Annotated in this window: 16 protein-coding genes; 11 read left to right on the top strand and 5 right to left on the bottom strand. The window is 71.5% G+C overall.

Annotation, left to right across the window (positions count from 1 at the left end):
• Positions 1-2: 2 nt before the first annotated feature.
• Both G6O68_RS05120 and G6O68_RS05115 read right to left on the bottom strand, forming a co-directional pair.
• Positions 3-2,774 (bottom strand): ATP-binding protein, encoded by a 2,772-nt coding sequence (locus G6O68_RS05120; protein ID WP_165245482.1) that lies wholly within the window; start codon positions 2,772-2,774, stop codon positions 3-5.
• A 173-nt stretch (positions 2,775-2,947) separates the two neighbouring features.
• Positions 2,948-3,712 carry an SDR family oxidoreductase gene (locus G6O68_RS05115; protein WP_165245479.1) on the bottom strand — a complete coding sequence of 255 codons (765 nt, stop codon included), beginning with the start codon at positions 3,710-3,712 and terminating at the stop codon, positions 2,948-2,950.
• Positions 3,713-3,847: 135 nt separating this feature from the next.
• On the opposite strand from G6O68_RS05115, the gene G6O68_RS05110 reads away from it, so the two are divergent.
• From G6O68_RS05110 to G6O68_RS05070, 9 genes are all read left to right on the top strand, one after another.
• Positions 3,848-4,792 (top strand): 2-hydroxyacid dehydrogenase, encoded by a 945-nt coding sequence (locus G6O68_RS05110; RefSeq protein ID WP_165245477.1) that lies wholly within the window; start codon positions 3,848-3,850, stop codon positions 4,790-4,792.
• A gap of 24 nt (positions 4,793-4,816) precedes the next feature.
• Positions 4,817-5,305, top strand: a complete 489-nt coding sequence (locus G6O68_RS05105) for a gluconokinase (protein ID WP_165245475.1) — start codon at positions 4,817-4,819, stop codon at positions 5,303-5,305.
• A 116-nt stretch (positions 5,306-5,421) separates the two neighbouring features.
• Positions 5,422-5,769, top strand: a complete 348-nt coding sequence (locus G6O68_RS05100) for a hypothetical protein (RefSeq protein WP_165245473.1) — start codon at positions 5,422-5,424, stop codon at positions 5,767-5,769.
• Between the two features lie 33 nt (positions 5,770-5,802).
• Positions 5,803-6,465, top strand: coding sequence for a uracil-DNA glycosylase family protein (locus tag G6O68_RS05095; protein ID WP_165245471.1), 663 nt, complete (start codon positions 5,803-5,805; stop codon positions 6,463-6,465).
• 164 nt (positions 6,466-6,629) lie between these two features.
• Entirely contained in the window at positions 6,630-7,061 is a 432-nt protein-coding gene (locus G6O68_RS05090; protein ID WP_240911041.1) for a BlaI/MecI/CopY family transcriptional regulator, read from the top strand.
• Positions 7,062-7,281: 220 nt separating this feature from the next.
• Complete coding sequence (locus G6O68_RS05085) at positions 7,282-8,829, top strand: M56 family metallopeptidase (RefSeq protein WP_165245469.1); 1,548 nt, start codon at positions 7,282-7,284, stop codon at positions 8,827-8,829.
• A gap of 259 nt (positions 8,830-9,088) precedes the next feature.
• A complete protein-coding gene (locus tag G6O68_RS05080) occupies positions 9,089-9,529 on the top strand; it encodes an Hsp20/alpha crystallin family protein (protein ID WP_165245467.1) in 441 nt (146 codons plus the stop codon).
• 60 nt (positions 9,530-9,589) lie between these two features.
• Complete coding sequence (locus G6O68_RS05075) at positions 9,590-10,021, top strand: Hsp20/alpha crystallin family protein (protein WP_165245465.1); 432 nt, start codon at positions 9,590-9,592, stop codon at positions 10,019-10,021.
• 34 nt (positions 10,022-10,055) lie between these two features.
• A complete protein-coding gene (locus G6O68_RS05070) occupies positions 10,056-10,499 on the top strand; it encodes an Hsp20/alpha crystallin family protein (protein WP_165245463.1) in 444 nt (147 codons plus the stop codon).
• Positions 10,500-10,832: 333 nt separating this feature from the next.
• Here the strand turns inward: G6O68_RS05070 and G6O68_RS32315 are convergent, their stop codons facing one another.
• On the bottom strand, positions 10,833-11,729 hold the full coding sequence (locus G6O68_RS32315; RefSeq protein ID WP_206108019.1) for a hypothetical protein: 897 nt from the start codon (positions 11,727-11,729) through the stop codon (positions 10,833-10,835).
• Positions 11,730-11,898: 169 nt separating this feature from the next.
• Here G6O68_RS32315 and G6O68_RS05060 point away from each other — a divergent pair, with 169 nt between their 5' ends.
• Positions 11,899-12,081 carry a hypothetical protein gene (locus tag G6O68_RS05060; protein ID WP_165245461.1) on the top strand — a complete coding sequence of 61 codons (183 nt, stop codon included), beginning with the start codon at positions 11,899-11,901 and terminating at the stop codon, positions 12,079-12,081.
• 38 nt (positions 12,082-12,119) lie between these two features.
• Here G6O68_RS05060 and cobA read toward each other — a convergent pair whose 3' ends face one another.
• Both cobA and G6O68_RS05050 read right to left on the bottom strand, forming a co-directional pair.
• On the bottom strand, positions 12,120-13,700 hold the full coding sequence (gene cobA, locus G6O68_RS05055) for a uroporphyrinogen-III C-methyltransferase (protein ID WP_165245459.1): 1,581 nt from the start codon (positions 13,698-13,700) through the stop codon (positions 12,120-12,122).
• 189 nt (positions 13,701-13,889) lie between these two features.
• Positions 13,890-16,436 carry a U32 family peptidase gene (locus G6O68_RS05050; RefSeq protein WP_240911040.1) on the bottom strand — a complete coding sequence of 849 codons (2,547 nt, stop codon included), beginning with the start codon at positions 16,434-16,436 and terminating at the stop codon, positions 13,890-13,892.
• 447 nt (positions 16,437-16,883) lie between these two features.
• On the opposite strand from G6O68_RS05050, the gene G6O68_RS05045 reads away from it, so the two are divergent.
• Positions 16,884-18,380 (top strand): efflux RND transporter periplasmic adaptor subunit, encoded by a 1,497-nt coding sequence (locus tag G6O68_RS05045; protein ID WP_165245457.1) that lies wholly within the window; start codon positions 16,884-16,886, stop codon positions 18,378-18,380.
• The last annotated feature ends 150 nt before the right edge of the window (positions 18,381-18,530 follow it).

Below are 18,530 nucleotides of genomic sequence, written 5' to 3'. Positions count from 1 at the left end.
CTCTAGATCCTCCCCGCCAGGTTGGCCGCGACGGCGACGATCTCGGCGGGCTCGACGGGCTTGGCGACGTGGATCTGGTAGCCGGAGAGGAGGACGCGGCGGCGATCCTCGGGGCGGGCGTAGGCGGTCAGGGCGACGGCCGGGGTGCGGGGGCGGCCGGAGTCGACCTCCAGCTTGCGGAGGCGCTTCATGAACTCGAAGCCGTCGACGCCGGGCATGCCGATGTCGCTCACGACCACGTCGAACTCGCCGAGCCGGTAGGCCTCGATGGCCTCCTCGGCCGAGCCGGCGGTCTCGACCTCCGCCCGGCAGTCTTCGAAGACGCGGCGCATCATGCCGCGGGCGTCCTCCTCGTCGTCGAGGATGAGCAGCCGGACCCCCGAGAGGTCGAGCATGTCCCCGGGCTCGGGGTCGGGGCCGGAGCCGTCCGACCGGGTGGGGTGCACGGCGCCGGGCCGCGAGGCCCGGGACACCGCCCGGACGGGGAGCGAGACGACGAACACCGAGCCCTTGCCGGCCCCCTCGCTCCGCGCGTAGACGGTCCCGCCGTGCAGCTCGACGACGTGGCGGACGATCGAGAGCCCCAGGCCGAGGCCGCCGTGGCGGCGGTTGGACGAGGCGTCCTCCTGGCGGAAGCGGTCGAAGAGGTGGGGGAGGAACTCGGGCTCGATCCCCTGGCCCGAGTCCGAGACGCTCACCTCGACGTGCGAATTCACCCGCTCCAGCAGGACCTGGATCCGGCCGTCGCGCGGGGTGAACTTCACGGCGTTGGAGAGGAGGTTCCAGAAGACCTGCTGGAGGCGGACCGCGTCTCCGGAGACGGCGACGTCGGCGAGCGAGTCGAACAGGCGGTCGATCCGGACCCCCTTCGCCTCGGCCGCCGGGGCGATCGTGTCCACGGCGGCGGCCAGGACCCCCCCCAGGTCCAGGGGCTGGACGTCGAGGCGCAGCTTGCCGGAGGCGATCCGGGAGACGTCCAGCAGGTCCTCGATCATGTTGACCTGGGCCCGGGCGTTCCGCTCGATGACCTCGCCGGCCTTGCCGACGGTTTCGGCGTCCTTGGTGCGACGGAGGATCTGGGTCCAGCCGACGATGGCGTTCAGCGGCGTCCGCAGCTCGTGGGAGAGGGTGGCCACGAACTCGTCCTTCAGGCGGCTCATCCGCTCGGCGGCCGAGCGCGCCGCCCGCTCGCTCGCGATCGTCGCCTCCTTCTCCACGTCGCCCCGGCGCAGCTCCTGGTTCTCCCGCGAGTGGAGGCTCGCCCGCGAGAGCAGGACGTCGACCAAATCCCGCCTCAGGTCGGCCGCGGCGGCGGCCTCGTTCGCGGCCCAGGGCCGGCCGCGGCCCCGGACCACCTCCTTCCAGAGGGCGAACGAGCCGCGGGGGCTGAGGCGGGCCTCCCCCTCCCCCTTGGTCACGCTCTTCCTCGGGTCGCCGGCCCAGTCCACCTCCCGGACCTGCTCGGGGCGGAACCACATGACCCAGTCGTCCTTCGCCAGCCGCACGGCCAGGAGCCCGGCGGCCACCGCCCCCTGGGCGTCGAGTCCCATCGTCGGCCCGAGGCGGTCGGTGGCGAAGACGTCGTCCGCCACCGTCGCCCCCAGCCGGTCTCGGATGTGCAGGACGTCCTCCGAGGCGGGCGTCAGCCCCACCCGGCTCACGCTCCCCCCGAGGACCACGGCCGCCCCCCCCGCCTCGATGAAGTCGAGCAGCGTCGGGTCCATCTCCGTCAGGGCCAGCCCCACGTCCTGGGCGCGCGAGGCCCGATCGGCCAGCGACCGCCGGACGGCCCGCATCCGCTCGCCGTAGCCCTTCTCCTCCTCCGCCTCCCGCGAGACGAACTGCATCGACATGACCTGGCCCAGGATCTCGCAGGCCGTGCGCACGTCGTACGGGACGTAGCGGGGCGAATAGTGATGGCAGGCGACCAGACCCCAGAGCCGCCCCTCCTTCAGGAGCGAGATCGACATCGAGGCGCCGACTCCCATGTTCCTCAGGTATTCGACGTGGATCGGCGAGACGCTCCTCAGCACCGCGTGGCCCAGGTCCAGCGGCTCCGGCGAGCCGGGCCCGGAGGGGGGGAGGATCGGCACGGGGGCGTAGTCCCGGTCGGCGATGAACCGGAGCCAGTTCCGGGCGTACAGCTCGCGGGCCTGGCTCGGGATGTCCGAGGCCGGGTAGTGGTGGCCGACGAACGACTCCAGGTCCCCCCGCCTCTCCTCGGCCACGACGACGCCGTTCCACTCGTCGTCGAATCGATAGACCATCACGCGGTCGAAGCCGGACAGCTCGCGGACCCGCCGGGCGCAGACCTGGTACATCTCCGCCAGCGACCCGGCCCTGGCGAGGGCCATGAAGGAGTTCTGGGTCGCCCGGTAGAGGTCCATCACCCCCCGGCCGTCCGCACGGACGGCCGGCTCGACCTCCAGGATCAGGCAGCCGCCGGCGCGGTGGACGATGGCGTCGAAGGCCTCGCCGGCCAGCCTCGGGCGGAGCGTGAAGAGGTATCCCGGCACGTCCTCGTCGGCCAGCCGCGAGATCGTCTCCTCCAGCTTGGCGAAGTCCGACGGCTCGAAGAGGTCCGAGAGCGGCCTCCCCAGCGCCTCCTCCGCCCCGATCCCGTAGAACCGCGCCAGGTTGGCGCTGGCGTGCGTCACGCACAGCCGGGAAGAGCAGACCGCGATCAGCGCGCCGTGCGGCTGGACCGCCCCCGGGATGCGGATGGGCTCCCGGTCGCAATTCGTGAGGTCGACCTCGTTCTGTCCTTCGGGCACGCCTCGATTCCTCCGAGTTCCCTTCGTGATCGGCCCGAACGACGCTCGCGACGGCGGCCCTTGGCGGGATCACTCCCTCCATCATGAACCGACTCGGCCCGGGGCGGAAGACATGCATCTCCGGGGCCGAGGCCGATCTTTTGGGGCCATGTCCGTCGTCCCGGACGCCCCCGTCAGATCACGGCCGTCAGGCCGCCGTCCACGAAGAGCATCTGGCCGTTGACGAAGTCCGATGCGGACGAGCTGAGGAACGCCGCCGCGCCGACGAGATCCTCGGGACGCCCCCAGCGGCGAGCGGGGGTTCGGGCGACGACCCAGGCGTTGAACTCCGGATCCTCCATCAGGGCCCGGGTCATGTCGGAGGCGAAGTAGCCGGGGCCGATGGCGTTGACCTGGAGCCCCAGCGGCGCCCAGTCCGCGCACATGGCCTTGGTCAGCATCTTGAGGCCCCCCTTGGCCGCCGCGTAGGCGCCCGTGGAGGTCCGGGCCAGGTCGCTCATCACTGAGCCGATGTGGATGATCTTCCCCCTCCCCCGGGCGATCATCCCCCTCGAGGCCTGCCGCGACGCCAGCATCGCGCTGGTCAGGTTCGTCCGCAGGACCTCGTCCCAGGCCTCGGTGGGGATCTCGTCCAGCCGATACCGGCGCTGGACGCCGGCGTTGTTGATGAGGACGTCGATCGGACCTTCGGCCTCCAGCCGGTCGATCGCGGCGACCACGCCGGCCTCGTCGGTCACGTCGAACCGGGCCTCCTCCACGGCCAGCCCGTCCCCCCGCAGGAGGTCGGCCGCCGCGCGCAGCTTGGCCTCGTCGCGGCCGTTGAGGATCACCGTCGCCCCCAGCCCGGCCAGCCCGCGAGCCATCCCCAGGCCCAGGCCGCCGTTGGAGCCCGTGATCAGGATCCGCCGCCCCGACAGGTCGAACAGCCGCTCGCCCATGCGTCACCACTCCCGGTGTATTCCGGTGCGGGTTCGCCCGCACGGCCTTTACGACGATCCTAAGATCCCCCAGGATGGCCCTTCGCTCAAGACGCCGCCCGCCGGGCGCGGGGGGCGCGAAGGGGGGGGCCGAGCATGAAGCCGGATGTCCTGATGACGAGGCCCGCCGCGACCGACCTGGCCGGGGCCCTGACGCGGTCGTTCACGGTTCACAAACTCTGGGAGGCGGAGGACCCCGCGACGTTCTTGCGGGAGATCGGCCCGAGGATCCGAGGGGTCGCCACCGACGGCGGCGCCGGCGCGTCGGCCGGTCTGATGGACGCCATGCCGAACCTGGAGATCGTGGCCGTCAACGGGGTCGGCGTCGACGCCGTGGACCTGGACCACGCCCGGAGGCGCGGGATCGTCGTCGCCAACACCCCGGACGTGCTGACCGAGGACGTGGCCGACATGGCGCTTTTGCTGCTCCTGGCCGCAGCCCGCGAGGCGGTCCTCGGCGACGCCCACGTCCGGTCGGGGGCGTGGGAGCGCGAAGGGAACCGGCCGCTTTCGCGACGGGTCCACGGCAAGCGGGCGGGGATCCTCGGCCTGGGCCGGATCGGCCGCGCCGTGGCGCGTCGGCTGGAGGCCCTCAAGGTCCAGGTCGCCTACCACAACCGCCGGCCGATCGAGTCCGCCTATGACTACCACGCGGACCCGGTCTCGCTCGCCCGGGCCGTCGACTTCCTGATCGTCACCGCCGCCGGCGGCGCGGGGAGCCGGAAGCTCGTCGACCGCGACGTGATCGACGCCCTGGGGCCCGACGGCATCCTCGTGAACGTCGCGCGGGGCTCGGTCGTCGACCAGGCCGCCTTGGTCGAGGCCCTCCGCGAAGGCCGATTGGCGGCGGCCGGCCTGGACGTCTTCGAGGACGAGCCGCGCGTCCCGGAGGCCCTTCGGAATCTGCCGAACGTCGTGCTCCAGCCTCATCAGGGGAGTGCGACGGTCGACGCCCGCGAGGCGATGGCCGACCTGGTCGTCCGCAACCTGGAGGCCCACTTCGCCGGCCGCCTGATGCCGACGGGCGTCGACCTGGGCTGATCGCAACAACATCGAGGATGTCGCATGATCGTGGTCGTGATGGGGGTCTCGGGCTCGGGGAAGACGACGATCGGCCGGCTGCTGGCCCGGTCGCTCGGCTGGACGTTCGTCGACGCCGACGACCTGCACCCGGAGGCGAACGTCGCCAAGATGCACGCCGGGATCCCCCTGGACGACGCCGACCGCCGCCCCTGGCTGGAGGCCATCCGCCGCCGTTTGGAAAATGCGCGCGACGCAGGCGAGGACGTCGTCCTGGCCTGCTCGGCCCTGAAGCACGCGTATCAGCAATACCTGGAGGCGATCGACCCCGAGGCCCTGCAGTACGTCTTCCTGACCGGCCCGGAGCCGCTGATCGCCGCCCGCCTGGCGAAGCGTCGCGGCCACTTCATGAACCCCAGCCTCCTCCACAGCCAGTACGCGGCCCTCGAACCTCCTGAGGACGCCCTCCGCGTGGACGTCTCGCCCACGCCCGACGAGGTCGTGGCGAAGGCCCGCGAGGGGCTGGGGCTTTGAGGCGGCGACCTCCTGTCCTTCAATACCATCGCCTGCAGGACGAATACCCCGGGTCGCCCCGGCGCGGCGCATCGCCGGCCGGCGGCCCCGTGCCGCGATCCCGGAGGAGCTTCGCCATGAGCCGCGCCATTGACCTCGATTTCGAGCCCGCCTCCAAGCCCCCGGTCGTCTACCATCGCGGGCTCACGGCCCGGTTCAACGTCGCCCTGTTCGCCTTCCTGGCCTTGATGGGCCTCGGCCGATTCCTTCTGACGGCGTCGGTCGCCCGGGAGGCGGCGTTCGCGGGAATCGCGCTGTCCGCCCTGCTGGACGCGGCGCGGTTCCTGGCGGTCGTCCTGATCTCGGCGGCCTTCCTCCGGGAGTTCTGGGGGAGACTCGTCGCGTCGCTTTTCCCGGTCCGCGCGATAAACTATGACGAGGCGGTCGCCATGCTCCTGATGGCGGCCCTTGTCTTCGGGACCTGAGGGTCCGTCCGTGGTTCGGGAAGGAGCGGGGCCGTGGCGAAAGCCGGGACTATCGAAGGCCTGATCGAGGCGGCCGGGGCCGAGGCCCGTCGCGAAGCCTTCCCGGTCGACGAGCCGGTCTACCAGAAGGCGGGCAAGGATCCGCTGCGGCCGATCCTGTACGCCGGGGCCCTCGACGCCCCGGTCGCGGTGCTGGCGCGCGACCTGGGCCGCGACGAGGTGGCCGCCGGCCAGCCCCTGATCGGGGCGGGGGGGAAGCTCGTCCGGGCCGGGATCGTCCGGGCTCACGACGCCAGCGAGCTGGAGCAGGCCCTGCGGTTCGCCCTCCTGACCAACACGGTCCCTTTCAAGCCGCCGGGAAACAAGGCCTACGCCGAGTCCGTGCGCGCCCGGTTCCGTCCGTTCGTCGCCGAGCTGCTGGCGCGGTTCTGGTCGGGCTCGCAGGTCCTGACGCTGGGGACCGAGGCCTTCCGTTGGTTCGAACCCTACGCGGAAGGGGGGGCTTTCCCGGCGTCGGCGGCGACCGACGCGCGGTTCGACGAGGCCTACGAGTGCCGGCTGCCGGTCTCGGGAGGGGCGGAAAAGCTCGTCCTGATCCGGCCGCTGCCGCACCCGTCGCCGCTCAATCGGCGGTGGTACGCGAGGTTTCCGGAGATGCTGGATCGGCGGCTGGCCGAGGCCGGTCCGGGGGGCTGAGGACTCGGATCGGCGGAACCTGAAACGACGCCGACGTCGTTTTTTCAACAAGGTGTTTGCAGGCATGCCGATTCCGAGTTGCTTAGGCTTGCGTAGGCCGATGACGCGGGGTACGTTACGAGAATGATCATTTTCGTTTTACCCGTCATTCGAAGGGGAATCTCGTGCGTAAGACTCAGATGGTGACCGATCGCGAGCTCGAAATCATGAAGATCCTGTGGGCTCGGGGCCAGGCGAGCGTCCGCGACGTTCAGGAAGACCTGAACAAGGACTCCGGGCCCGTCGCGTACAGCACCGTGCAGACCCTGCTGAACATCATGGAGGACAAGAAGGGGCTGGTGCGCCACGTCGTCGAAGGGCGGACGTTCATCTACCACCCCAAGAAGTCGTCCGAGCGGACGATCCGCGAGCTGACCCGCAAGTTCGTGGACCGCGTCTTCGACGGCGCACTCGACCGGGTGATGGTGGCTCTGTTCGACTCCAAGCCCCCCACGCCGGAGGACCTGGACCGGCTCCGGACCATGATCGACGACGCCCAGCGGCAGTCTTCGCTGGTCGCCGCCGGCCACGCCGAAGAGACGCCCGAGGAGGCCTGAGCCGCCGTCCCGAGGGCGTCGCCGACGCCGACAGGTCGATGCAGTCCCATCGGGCCAGGAGCCCCGTCGCAACCGGCGGAGTCTTCCTGGCTCGTTTCCTTTTCCGGGCCGAGGCGCGCGGCGACGTCGCTCTTCGACCTGATGCGATTCGTCGAATCGCCCCGAAGCGAGAGGAACGGCCGCGCCCGCGGGGGCGGCCCCGGAGGTCGACGACACCGCGATGTGGCTCGTCCTGGACCACTTCAGCCGCACCCTGATCGACGCCGGGTTCGCGAATGCGATCCTGCTGAGCGTCGTGGTGGTCGCCGTCGTCTTCACCCGACAGCCGGCCCGTCGCGTGGTCCTGGCCCAGACGGGCGTCTACGCCGCGCTCGTGATGTTCCCGCTGGTGACGTTCAACACGTCGCTGCGGGTCTACCCGGTGGACTGGTTCCTCCGCACCGGCCTGGTCCCGCCCCCGCTGACGCCCGAACCGGACGAGTTCGACCTGGTCGGCCCGCTCTTGCCCGGCTCGACGGGCCGGCCCGCCCCCCGGGGCCGCCCCCCCGCGTCGCAGGCCGAGTGGCCCTCGGGCGAGCGTCTGGTCCGGGTGGCGACCCTGCTCTACCTGGCCGGGGCGGCGACCGGCCTCGCCTGGTTCGGGCTGGGGCTCTGGGGCTTCCGCCGGCTGCTGGGCCGCTCGTCCGAGGCCAGCCCGGAGACCCGTCGGGTCTTCGACGAGTTGATCGCCGACCTGGAGCGTTCGCCCCCCCAGCCCGACCTGCGGGTCTCGGCCTGGCTGCGGAGCCCGGTGCTCGGCGGCGTGACGCGGCCCACCATCGTCATCCCGGCCGAGGTCGAGGAGCCGGACGTCGACCGCGACGCCCTCCGCCTGATCCTCCTGCACGAGCTGGCCCACGCCGACCGCGGCGACGCCTGGTTCAACGCCCTGGCGGCGCTCGCGCAGATTTTCTGGTTCTTCCTCCCCCACCTCTGGTGGCTCCGCGCCCAGCTCCGGATCGACCAGGAGTTCCTGGCGGACCGCAAGGCGGCCGGGCCCCTGGGCGAGACGACGCACTACGCCCGATGGCTCGTGGGCCTCTCCAGCGGCCGCGCCAGCCGGGCCCTCGCGACCCGCAGGCTCGACCCCGGCGCGGCGGCGACGGCGCGGCCCTGGTCCGGCCGCAGCTTCGACACCCCGATGCTCCAGCGGATCGCCATGCTGCTCTACTGCCCGTTCGTCGTCGAGCCCCGCCCCCCGCGATGGTTCGCGACGGGCGTGCCGACGGCCTTCATGCTCGCCGCCGTCGCGCTCTCCACCTTCCGGATCCTCGCCCCGGTCGACCCCTCGGTCCTGATCCACGAGGCCCAACCGCGCGACCCGCTCGTTCGCACCTTCCAGGTCCCCGAGTTCGTCGTCGAGCCGGCCCGGCCGGGCGAGGGGGGCCCCGACTCCTCCTACTCCCTCCTCCTGCCGCTGCCGGCGGCGTTCAGCCTCCAGGCCGAGATCGAGGCCTCGCCGCGGGCCCTCGCCCAGATCCGGATCGCCGGCTGCCCGCTCCTCCCCGAGGCCGAGGCCCTCGCGATCCTGGCCGACCCCGCCTCGAAAGCCGTCGAGCCTTCCCGCCACGTCTACACCCTCCGCCGCGAGTATCGCAACCTCAAGGCCGGGCTCGACGGCCGGGAATTCGACCTCGACCCCAAGATCCTGGCCGACTCCCACTGGCTCACCATCACCCCCGCCGCCGACGACACCGCGACCATCCGCAAGCTCCTCGTCAACTGGTGACCCGCTCGCTCGGCTGCCATTTCGGCGTGTGGCGTCTGGATCGCACCGCCGTGGAGCCCTGGCTGCCAGAATGGCATGAGGAGCGGGGCAGGACCGTTCTCGATCGCGTTCAGGTCGATGCATTGCCTGTGTTCGTAAAGTGTATCCTGTTAATATTTTCAGGCGATCGAAAGGGTCGCCCGCCGATTTTCGGCCATTCTGGCACGGCCTCTGCTTTGGTCCCCTGGTAGACGCATCCTAGGGGACTCGGGGGTGAAACATGACCGGGCCGGACTGGCGAGGCGGGTGGGACCCGTTCCACGAATTCCAGCGCGAGATGGGGCGGCTGTTCCAGTCGTTCGATCCCTTCCAGTCGCTGCGGCACATCCGGACCTTCCCGCCGATCAACATTTACGTCGCCGGCGACGAGTTCCTGCTCGCGGCGCAGATCCCTGGCCTGGCCCCGGACGAGGTCGAATTGACGGTGACCTCCGAGACGGTCACGCTCCGTGGCGAGCGAAAGCGGCCCGAGGGGATCAAGGACGACTCGTACCGCCGCCAGGAGCGGTTCATGGGGCGCTGGTCGCGGACGATCACGCTCCCGGACCGGGTGGACGAGTCGAAGGTCTCGGCGCAGTTCGTGGACGGCGTGCTCACGGTCCGGCTCCCCCGGGCCGAGGGGGCCAGGCCCCGGCACATCGCCGTCTCGTCCCCGTCCTGAACCGACCGGACGGGGCGGCCCGTCGAGCAAGCCGACGAAGACGAAGGGGATCGACCGAACATGAGCGAAGCCCATCCTTCGATCCGGGTCCCGCTGGGGCCGTCCTCGACGCCCCCCGCGCCCTCCGGAGACGCCGCGGCGGGGGAGGTCCCCCCGCTCGCGCGGCCCACCATCACGCCGCCCATCGACATCCACGACGGCCCCGAAGGCCTCACCCTGGAGGCCGACCTCCCCGGTGCCACCGAGGAGAACCTGATCATCCAGCTCGAGCACAACGTCCTGAGCCTGGACGCCCGGCTCGTCGCCCCCGCGCCCGAGGGCGCCCGGCCGATCCACCAGGAGTTTCCCCTGGGCGACTACCACCGCTCGTTCATCCTCAGCGACGACGTCGACCGCGAGCGGATCACGGCCGAGCTGAAGAACGGCGTCCTGAAGGTCTTCCTCCCCAAGGCCGACCGCGCCCGCGCCCGCCGAATCGAGATCAAGTCCTGAACGACCCCCGGGGCGCGAGCCCAGGAGCCCGCCGATGAACCGCCCGCACGAAGGCGCGATCCCGTTCCAGGCGCTGGAACGCGAGTTCTTCCGCCTTATCAAGGACGTCTTCCAGGCCCCGGCCGAGCCCGCCCTGACCCCCGCCGACGAGCCGTTCGCCCCGCCGGTCGACGTCTTCGAGACCCCCGAGGGGACCCTCATCCTCGTCGACCTCCCCGGCGTCGACGCCTCCCGCGTCGAGATCACCGCCGAGGGGGGCGTCCTGACCATCAAGGGGACGAGGCCCGCCGACGGCCCCGCCGACCCTTCGCGGCGGCACCGCGAACGCCCGACCGGCCCGTTCGTCCGCCAGGTGCCGCTGACCCGCGAGGTCGACCTCGACGCCGCCCGCGCCGAGGGCCGCGACGGCGTCCTCACCATCCGACTCCCCAGGCCCCCCGCCCGCCAGCCCCGGACCATCCCCATCCGCACCGGCTGATCCGCGCGATTGGGTTCGTTCGCGCCGGCCGGAAACGAACCCAATCGACGCAAGTCGATAGGCCGAAACGGTTTGGATGCCGTTTTCGGCCTCAGGGATTGGGTTCGTTCGGCCATGTTCTCCTCGTTTTCGTCGTCGTGAAGTCCGAATCCGGGCCATCGGCCGCTCGCCCTGGGCGTACCGGTCCTTACGTCGACGATGTCCCGCGATCCGCGATCGCGACGGCGTGGGGCGAAGAAGCAACACGGATCGGCCTCCGTCCAGGAGCCTCGGATCGGGGATGCCGGGGGCTCGGAGAATGCGGAGCCCCAAGGCGCCGCGACGCTCCGTCCATCAATCGCGTCGCAGGAGGCGGTCGACCACCCAGCAGCCTCGGATGTGGCGGCGGTCGGCCCGGCAGTGGGACAGGACGTCGCGGTTGTCGCAGCTGGCGGCTTCCAGGAGATCGGCTAGGAGCGGGGCGTCGGTGAAGTCGCGCGTGGCGTCCATCCTGGAGGCGAGCGCGACAGCTTCCGGCGTCCGCCAGGCCGCGCCGAACTGGATGTTATGCGACGGATGTCCGAAGAGGTCGTCGATCAGCTCGAGCGCGACCGGGTGATGCTCGGGATGGATGGGCCGCAAGGAAGCCCAGCGGCAGAAGGTCCCGGGGAAGCTCGCCAGGTAATAGTCCAGGACGTTTCGCCAGGTCTCGTCGAACTCGCAGAGTTCTTTGAGCCAGTCGGCCGCCGCGTAGGAGACCTCGAAATCGTCGCGAAGCTCAGTGGATGGTCCGAGAAAGTCGGCCTCGGCGGCGTACTCGACGTCCCGGAAGTATTCCCGCGCGACGATCAGGCCGTCGGCGTCCCCGCCGTCCGCGTGATCCTCCAGCCATTCGATCGCCTCGTGGCCGGTCACCCAGGAGTTCGGCCACGAGCGACCGGCACCCCCGACGTGCGTCGACGGAGGGAGGCCGCGAAGGTGTCGCGACCATTCGGCCGGCATCATTAGGTCGCGGAGCCGATACCACTCCGCCGGGAGCATGAGCTGCCGGAACCAGGGCAGGTCCTCCATCAGTTCCCAGAGGGGCCGTCCGCAGTCGGCGAAGGGGGCGTGGCGGACGATCGCGCATTCCAGGAGGACGAGCTTGCGGCGGGTGGCCCGGCGACGGAACCATTCGAGATCCCGCCACGTCTCAGGAGGCGTAGAGCCTCGGCCCGCGCGGTTCTCGTCCGAATGGCGTCGGTGGGACATGGATGCGCCTCCTCGCGATCGGCCGGCGCGGGCCGCGGGCGTCTCGTCGTTGCGATCCGGCGTCGGAATCCCCGCGGCGACCCCATCGCCCTCGCTCGGCGCGAGAATTGTGGTAAGTTGGACTCGTTGAGGACTGTCACCACCTTCGATTCGAGCGGAGCCTTGCGTCATGGAGACCGAAAAGGTCATCACCTATTCGGCGATCGGAGTCGCCGCGATCATCGTCCTGATCTTCTCGCTCGATCTGGTGGCCGGGATCTTCGGGCAGTACATCGCCATGGACGTCCTCTTCATCCTCGGCGGCGCGTTCCTGCTCTGGCAAGGGGTGGAGACGATCCTGGAGCTGCGCTAGGCCGCGAGGCCTGGGCCCCGCGGACGATCCTTCCCGCCTCAATCCGACGCCGGACCGGGCCGCGATGACGCGACGTGGGCGACGAGGGCCTCCACCAGCCCATCCCAGGTGTGGACGGGGGCCTCGACGGCGACGGCCCACCCGAGCGCGGTCGCGGCGGCCGTGGTGATGGGGCTGATCGTCGCGATCTTGACGGCGGCCCCCAGTCGGCCTCGCCCCTCGGGGGAGAGCAGGGCGTGCAGCCTCGCCACGATGGCGGGGCTGGTCAGGGCGATCCAGTCGACCTCGCCCCGTTCGAGGCGATCCAGCACGACCGGCGGCAGGGCCGCGACGTCGGCGTTGCGGTAGACGGCCACCTGATGGACCTCGGCCGTCGCGCCCAGCTCGTCCTGGAGCACCGTCCGGCCCCGGTCGGCCCGAGCCAGCAGGATCCGCTTGCCGGCGGCGGCCTCCTTGAGCGCCTCCGCCAGCGATTCCGAGCGGAACGACGGCGGGATCAGGTCGGCCCGCAGGTGATAGCGGCCCAGGGCCTCGGCCGTGCTCGGCCCGATGGCCGCCAGCCGCACGCCCCCGAGCGCCCGCAGGTCCCGGCCTCGCGCCAGGAGCCGATCAAGGAACCCGCGCACGCCGTTGCTCGACGTGAAGACCAGCCAGTCGTACTCGCCGATCCGGTCGATCGCGGCGTCGAGCGGGCCGAAGTCGTCGGGGGGCAGGATCTCCACCGTCGGCGCGACGAGGACCTCCGCCCCCATCGCCTCCAGCGCGACGGCCGACGCCTCGGCATCCTCGCGAGGCCGCGCGACCACGAGGCTCAGTCCGAACAGCGGGCGGTCCTCGAACCAGGCGAGCTGCTCGCGGTGGGCGACGACCTCGCCGACGACGAGCAGGGCGGGGGGGCGGACGTTTCGCTCCTTCGCCACGTCGGCGATCGTGCCGAGGGTCGCCGTCGTCACGCGCTGGGACGGGGTCGTCCCCGACTCGATGGTCGCGGCCGGCGTGTCGGCGGGCTTGCCCTCGCGGACGAGCGCCCGGGCGATGTTCGCCAGGTGGGTCACGCCCATGTAGAAGACCAGGGTCCCGGGGAACTTCGCGAGCGCGTTCCAGTCGAGCCGCGACGGGGCCGAGGCCTGCGAGACCTCGGGCGCCTGATGACCGGTGATGAACGCGACGGCCGAGGCGATCCCCCGGCTCGTCGCCGGGATCCCGGCGTAGGCCGTCGCCCCCACGCCGGCCGTCACCCCGGGCACGAACTCGAAGGGGATCCCCCGCTCGCGGAGATAGGCGGCCTCCTCGGAGCCCCGGCCGAACACCAACGGGTCGCCCCCCTTGAGCCGGACCACCCGCCGGCCGGCCTCGGCGTGCTCGGCCAGCGTGGCGTTGATCTGGTCCTGGTTCAGTGTGCAGTGGCCGACGGACTTCCCCGCGCGCACTCGCAGGGCCTCGGCCGGGGCCAGGTCCAGCAGTCGCTCGTTGGCCAGATGGTCGAAGACGACGACCTCGGCGCGGGCCAGGGCCTCCGCGCCCCGGAGCGTGAGCAGGCCCGGGTCGCCGGGGCCTGCGCCGACGAGGTGGACGAAGCCGGTCGATGTGTCGGGGCGAGGGTGCGGCGTGGTGGCCAAGGCGGGGGCTCGCGGTCGAATGTCGTTTCCGATAACGTCCTTCCCCCCTGGCGGGGGAAGGTGGCCCGAAGGGCCGGATGAGGGGGAAGACCAGCACGGAAACGGTTCGGAGTACCTGTCACGACAGCCATCGCGGATCGTCCTTCCCCCACCAGGTGGGAAGGGAAGGGGAGATTTCCGGTCCGTCGCTCAGAGCACCGCCAGCGGGCCGCGGGTGACGCCGTACTGGTTCGAGGCCTTCAGCTCGCGCCAGAGGGTCTTGCCGTCGCGGAGGCCGGCGGCGGTCTCGCGGTAGAGGGTCACGGTGCGGCCGACGGTCGCCGGGGCGTCGTCGAGGAACTCGATGCGGAGGTTGCGGACGCCGCGCGCGATCAGCCGGGGGAGGAACTCGGCCGCCGTCTGGGGCACGGCGTTGAACAGCGTGTTCCGGCAGCCGACGTCGGCCTTCAGCGGGTGCTCCTTGCCCACGCGGTCCCGCAGCTTCACGTCGTGGTGGTCGCACGGCCGGCCGCAGTTGGTGTGGTCGGTCCCCGGCGAGAGGAACGCGCAGTAGACGCAATGCTCCATGTGGAACATCGGGATCTGCTGATGGATGACCACCTCCAGCCAGTCGGCCGGCGTGGCGTCGATCAGCTGGAAGAGCTGGGTGGCGTCCAGGTCGTAAGAGGCCGCGACCCGCTCGGCCCCGCGCCCGCGGAAGAGGGCGACGGTCAGCGGGTTGGCGGCGTTGAGCGAGAAGTCGGCGACGAACGGCACGCCCTCCTCGGCGCAGAAGGCCAGGCCCCCGGCGTTGCGGACGAGGAGGCCGTCGGCCCCGGACCTGGCCAGGAACTTGAACAGGTTCCGCTCGGCCGGCTTCTCGATCCGGGGCGTGGCGACGTGGATCAGCAGGCCCAGGCGGCGGGCCTCGGCGACGGCCTCCTTGTAGCCCTTCACGTCCTGGTAGTCGGCGTAGATGCTGGTTGCGCCGGCGCTCGCGGCGGCGGCGATCTGGTCGGTGCGTCGGCAGAGGACGGCGAGCCGAGCTGGCTCGTCGCCACGCTCGCGGGCCTGGCGGTCGGCCTCGGCCTTGATCGGCGCCAGCAGGGTCGGCAAGACCGGGGCGGGGGCCGTGGGCCGGGCGGGGGGGGCGTCGGCGGAGGCGTCGAGCGCGGCGGCCAGCTCGCGGCGGAGCTGGTTGAGGACGCTCTTGGGGACCATCGGCGCGCCTTCGATCTCGGCGACGAGCGCGTCGAGCCGATACGTCGTCCCGCCGAGCCGGCCGAGCTGCTCGCGGAGCAGGGCCTCGTCGGCGGGCCGCGACTGCGCGGGGGCCAGCGGGGCGTCGCCGGTCGCGACGGCGACGTGGCCCGTCGTCGTGCGGGCCTCGGCCCGGAGCGGCTCGCCGACCGCCGCGCGGACGCGGACGTCGACGCCGACGACGCGGTCGATCGGCCCCTCGAACGAGCGCCGGAGTTTCGCCGTCAGGCCGGGGTCGTCGGTCTTCCAGGCCTTCTGGCCGGGGCGGAGCCGGGCGAGGTCGAGGTCGTCGCGGCCGAACCGCAGCTCGACGCGGGCCGGCTCGCGGTCGTCGACCGCGCGGACCTCGTAGACCCGCCCTCCTTGCTCGGGGACGCCGGCCTCGTCGTCGCCGTCGAAGACCAGGCCGTCGCCCGGCTTGAGGCCGGTGGCGAGCGTCATGCGGACCCCCGCGCGGCCCACGGACTCGATCGCGCCGAGCGGCACGCCGCGCTTCTTGGCGTAGTCGCCGCGCACCAGGATCTTGTGGTCGGTGCCGTCGAGGAAGCCGTGGCTGAAGCCCCGGGAGAAGGACATCTCCATCTCCTCGACCTCGACCGGCGTGAACGCGACCGGCCGGCCGGCCCAGGCCTCGTCGATCGCCCGCCGGTAGTGCCGGGTGATGTTGGCGACGTACTCGGGCGTCTTCAGCCGCCCCTCGATCTTCAGGCTGGCGATCCCGGCGCGGATCAAGTCGGGGATCAAGTCGAAGGCGGCCAGGTCTTGCGGGCTGAGGAGGAACTGGGTCTTGCCCAGGTCCACGTCCTCGCCGTCGCAGACGATCTGATAGGGCATCCGGCAGGCCTGAGCGCACTCGCCCCGGTTCGCCGACCGGCCGCCGAGGGCCTCGCTGGTCAGGCACTGGCCGGAGTACGCCACGCAGAGCGCGCCGTGGACGAAGACCTCGACCGGGATCGAGGACTCCGCGCGGACCCGGCGGACCTCGTCCAGCGACAGCTCGCGGGCCAGGATCACCCGCGTGCAGCCCAGCTCGGCCGCCAGGCGGACCCCCTCCTCGCTGGTGATCGACATCTGGGTCGAGCCGTGGATTTCCAGGCCGGGCGCGACTTCGCGGATCAGGCGGGTCAGGCCCAGGTCCTGGACGATGACCGCGTCGACCCCGGCGTCGTTCAGCTCGCGGATCGTCGCCTCGACGTCCGGCAGCTCGGCGGGGAAGATCAGGGTGTTGAGCGTGACGTACCCCTTGACGCCGTGGCGATGCAGGAAGGCCATCGTCTCGGACAGGTCCAGGCCGTCGAAGTTGGCCGCGCGGATCCGCGCATTGTGCCGCTTTAGGCCGAAGTAGACCGCGTCCGCCCCGTTGGCGACCGCCGCGCGGACGCAGTCCCGGTCGCCGGCCGGGGCCAGCAGCTCGGGCTTGGTGCCCGCCGGCCGCGCGCCCTCCAAGGCCGGATCCGTCGTCATGCTCGTCTTGATGTCGATCGCCGCTCCGCTCACGTCCCAGATTCCCGATGTCGTCGACCGTGCCGATCCAGGCTCGTCGCCCGGCGCTTCGTCCTCAACTAACCATTATCGCGTCGGCCGCGGTTCCCACAAGGGACGTCGCGGGGGTCGAGGTCGAGGCGGCGGGGCGGATGGGGTTGATCCTGTCGAATTTTTGTTCTACAATTCGACCGGTCGGGGATGGGTGGAGGGGCGGCCGGCGGGCCGGACTCTTGGCTTCCACCTCCCGATCCGATAGTATCTATCGAATAGATTGCAAGCACCCGCCTCCCTCCCGGACGGCGGCGATCCCCCCGGCGTGCTCGGCCTCGCGGAGCGAGGAACCCGAGGCGTGGGGCCGACCCGACGCTGATCCGACCGACCCGCCTCCCCATCGCCAGCCCCGGCGCCCCACGCCGACGGCCCGCGGATCGAACACGAGAGAAGACGAGGAGTCCTTCCATGCCCGCTCCCAAGAGAATCCGATCGTCGACGATGATGATCGCGATCGCCGTCGCGGCCGTGGCCTCCAGCTGGGCCTATCTCGCGGGGCCTCAGGGCCTCCTACCCGGCCGGGGCGGTCGCAGGAAGGTCGCCGAGAAGTATCAGTTCGCCCCGGTGAGCCGGACCGTCCTGGAGGGCTCGCTGACCACCCACGGGCGGCTGGAGAGCTCCAAGCGGACGGTGATCGAGTGCGAGCTGGAGAGCATCTCGATCGGCATCCAGGGGCGGTCGATGTCGGCGGGGGGGGCCTCGACGCTCCTGTCGATCATCCCCGACGGCAGCCGGGTGAAGGCCGGCGACGTGCTGGCGACCCTCGATTCCTCGGCCTATGAGGAGCTCCTGCGGCAGCAGCGGATGACCGTCGAGCGGTCGCGGGCCGACCACCACCAGGGGCAGCTCGAGCTGGAAGTGGCCGAGATGGCCATCACCGAGTATCAGGAAGGGGTGATGGCCGAGACGATCCAGGACCACCGGCGGCTCATCGCCCTGGCCGAGGCCGAGATGTCCCGGAGCCAGGACCGGCTCGACTGGGCGGGCCGCATGAACGCCAAGGGCTACGTCTCGACCAGCGTCCTGAAGACCGAGCAGCAGACCCACGACAAGGCCGAGGTCGCCCTGGCGAAGGCCCGGGGCGCCCGCGACCTGTTCGAGCGCTACACCTCCCCCAAGCGGATCCGGCTGCTGGAGGGGGCCGTCCTGGCGAAGCGGGCGAACCTGACCTACCAGGACATCCGGCTCAAGCGGAACCTCGAACGGCTCGCCAAGCTGGAGAAGCAGGTCGAGCTGTGCACCATCCGAGCCCCGCACGACGGCTACGTCATCTACGCCAACGACAACCGACGCAACGTCGTGATCGAGCCGGGCACGGAGGTCCGCCAGAAGCAGGACCTATTCTACCTGCCCGACCTGAAGAAGATGGAGGTCGTGGCCATGCTCCACGAGTCGATCGTGGACCGGGTCACCCGCGGCATGAAGGCCCGCGTCGTGCTCGAAGGGGCGCCGGGGGTGGAGCTGACCGGCCGGGTCCGCTCGGTCGCTCCGATCCCGATCTTCGACGATCGCTCGGACGTCCGCAACTTCGAGGCGATCGTGACGATCGACGCGGAAGCGGACCGCCGCGACCTGATGCCCGGCATGACGGCGCGGGTCGACCTCAGCACGCCCCCCAAGAGCAACGTCCTGGCCGTCCCCGTCGAGGCGGTGACGAGCGAGGAGGGGGAGGACTACTGCTACGTCGCCCGCGAGGACGGCGAGGGGCTGGAGAGGCGGCGGATCGCCCTGGGCGAGGCCACCCACGACATGCTGGAAGTCGCCGAGGGGCTGGCGGAGGGGGAGCGGGTGGTCCTCAACCCCCGGGCCGACGAGATGGGGGACGACGTGGACGTCCGCCCCGAGTCCGACCCGGCCCCGGTCGCGGTCGAGCCCCCGACCGGCCCGATCGCCGCGTTGCGCTGATCGCGACGGACGCGCCGGGGTCGGGCCCGAAACGGCCCGCCGGCGCGTCGGGACGGCTCACGCCGGGGCTCGCCGCCGGCCGAAGGAAGGATCGAATCGAGGCCCGTCGCACCCGGCTCGGCCGCCGTCGCGAGCCCGACCCTCGATCGA

It is taken from the genome of Paludisphaera soli (genome assembly GCF_011064595.1).
Taxonomy (GTDB): Bacteria; Planctomycetota; Planctomycetia; order Isosphaerales; family Isosphaeraceae; genus Paludisphaera; species Paludisphaera soli.
The sequence above is the reverse complement of the archived record's forward strand: the minus strand, read 5'-3'. Positions and strand labels throughout refer to the sequence as shown.

Excerpts from the sequence above, each read along its gene's own strand:
- G6O68_RS05100 (WP_165245473.1), top strand. The coding sequence starts at position 5,422 with ATGAGCCGCGCCATTGACCTCGATTTCGAGCCCGCCTCCAAGCCCCCG.
- G6O68_RS05060 (WP_165245461.1), top strand. The coding sequence starts at position 11,899 with ATGGAGACCGAAAAGGTCATCACCTATTCGGCGATCGGAGTCGCCGCG.
- G6O68_RS05075 (WP_165245465.1), top strand. The coding sequence starts at position 9,590 with ATGAGCGAAGCCCATCCTTCGATCCGGGTCCCGCTGGGGCCGTCCTCG.
- G6O68_RS05085 (WP_165245469.1), top strand. The coding sequence starts at position 7,282 with ATGTGGCTCGTCCTGGACCACTTCAGCCGCACCCTGATCGACGCCGGG.
- G6O68_RS32315 (WP_206108019.1), bottom strand. The coding sequence starts at position 11,729 with ATGTCCCACCGACGCCATTCGGACGAGAACCGCGCGGGCCGAGGCTCT.
- G6O68_RS05115 (WP_165245479.1), bottom strand. The coding sequence starts at position 3,712 with ATGGGCGAGCGGCTGTTCGACCTGTCGGGGCGGCGGATCCTGATCACG.
- G6O68_RS05110 (WP_165245477.1), top strand. The coding sequence starts at position 3,848 with ATGAAGCCGGATGTCCTGATGACGAGGCCCGCCGCGACCGACCTGGCC.
- G6O68_RS05105 (WP_165245475.1), top strand. The coding sequence starts at position 4,817 with ATGATCGTGGTCGTGATGGGGGTCTCGGGCTCGGGGAAGACGACGATC.
- G6O68_RS05080 (WP_165245467.1), top strand. The coding sequence starts at position 9,089 with ATGACCGGGCCGGACTGGCGAGGCGGGTGGGACCCGTTCCACGAATTC.
- G6O68_RS05070 (WP_165245463.1), top strand. The coding sequence starts at position 10,056 with ATGAACCGCCCGCACGAAGGCGCGATCCCGTTCCAGGCGCTGGAACGC.
- G6O68_RS05045 (WP_165245457.1), top strand. The coding sequence starts at position 16,884 with ATGCCCGCTCCCAAGAGAATCCGATCGTCGACGATGATGATCGCGATC.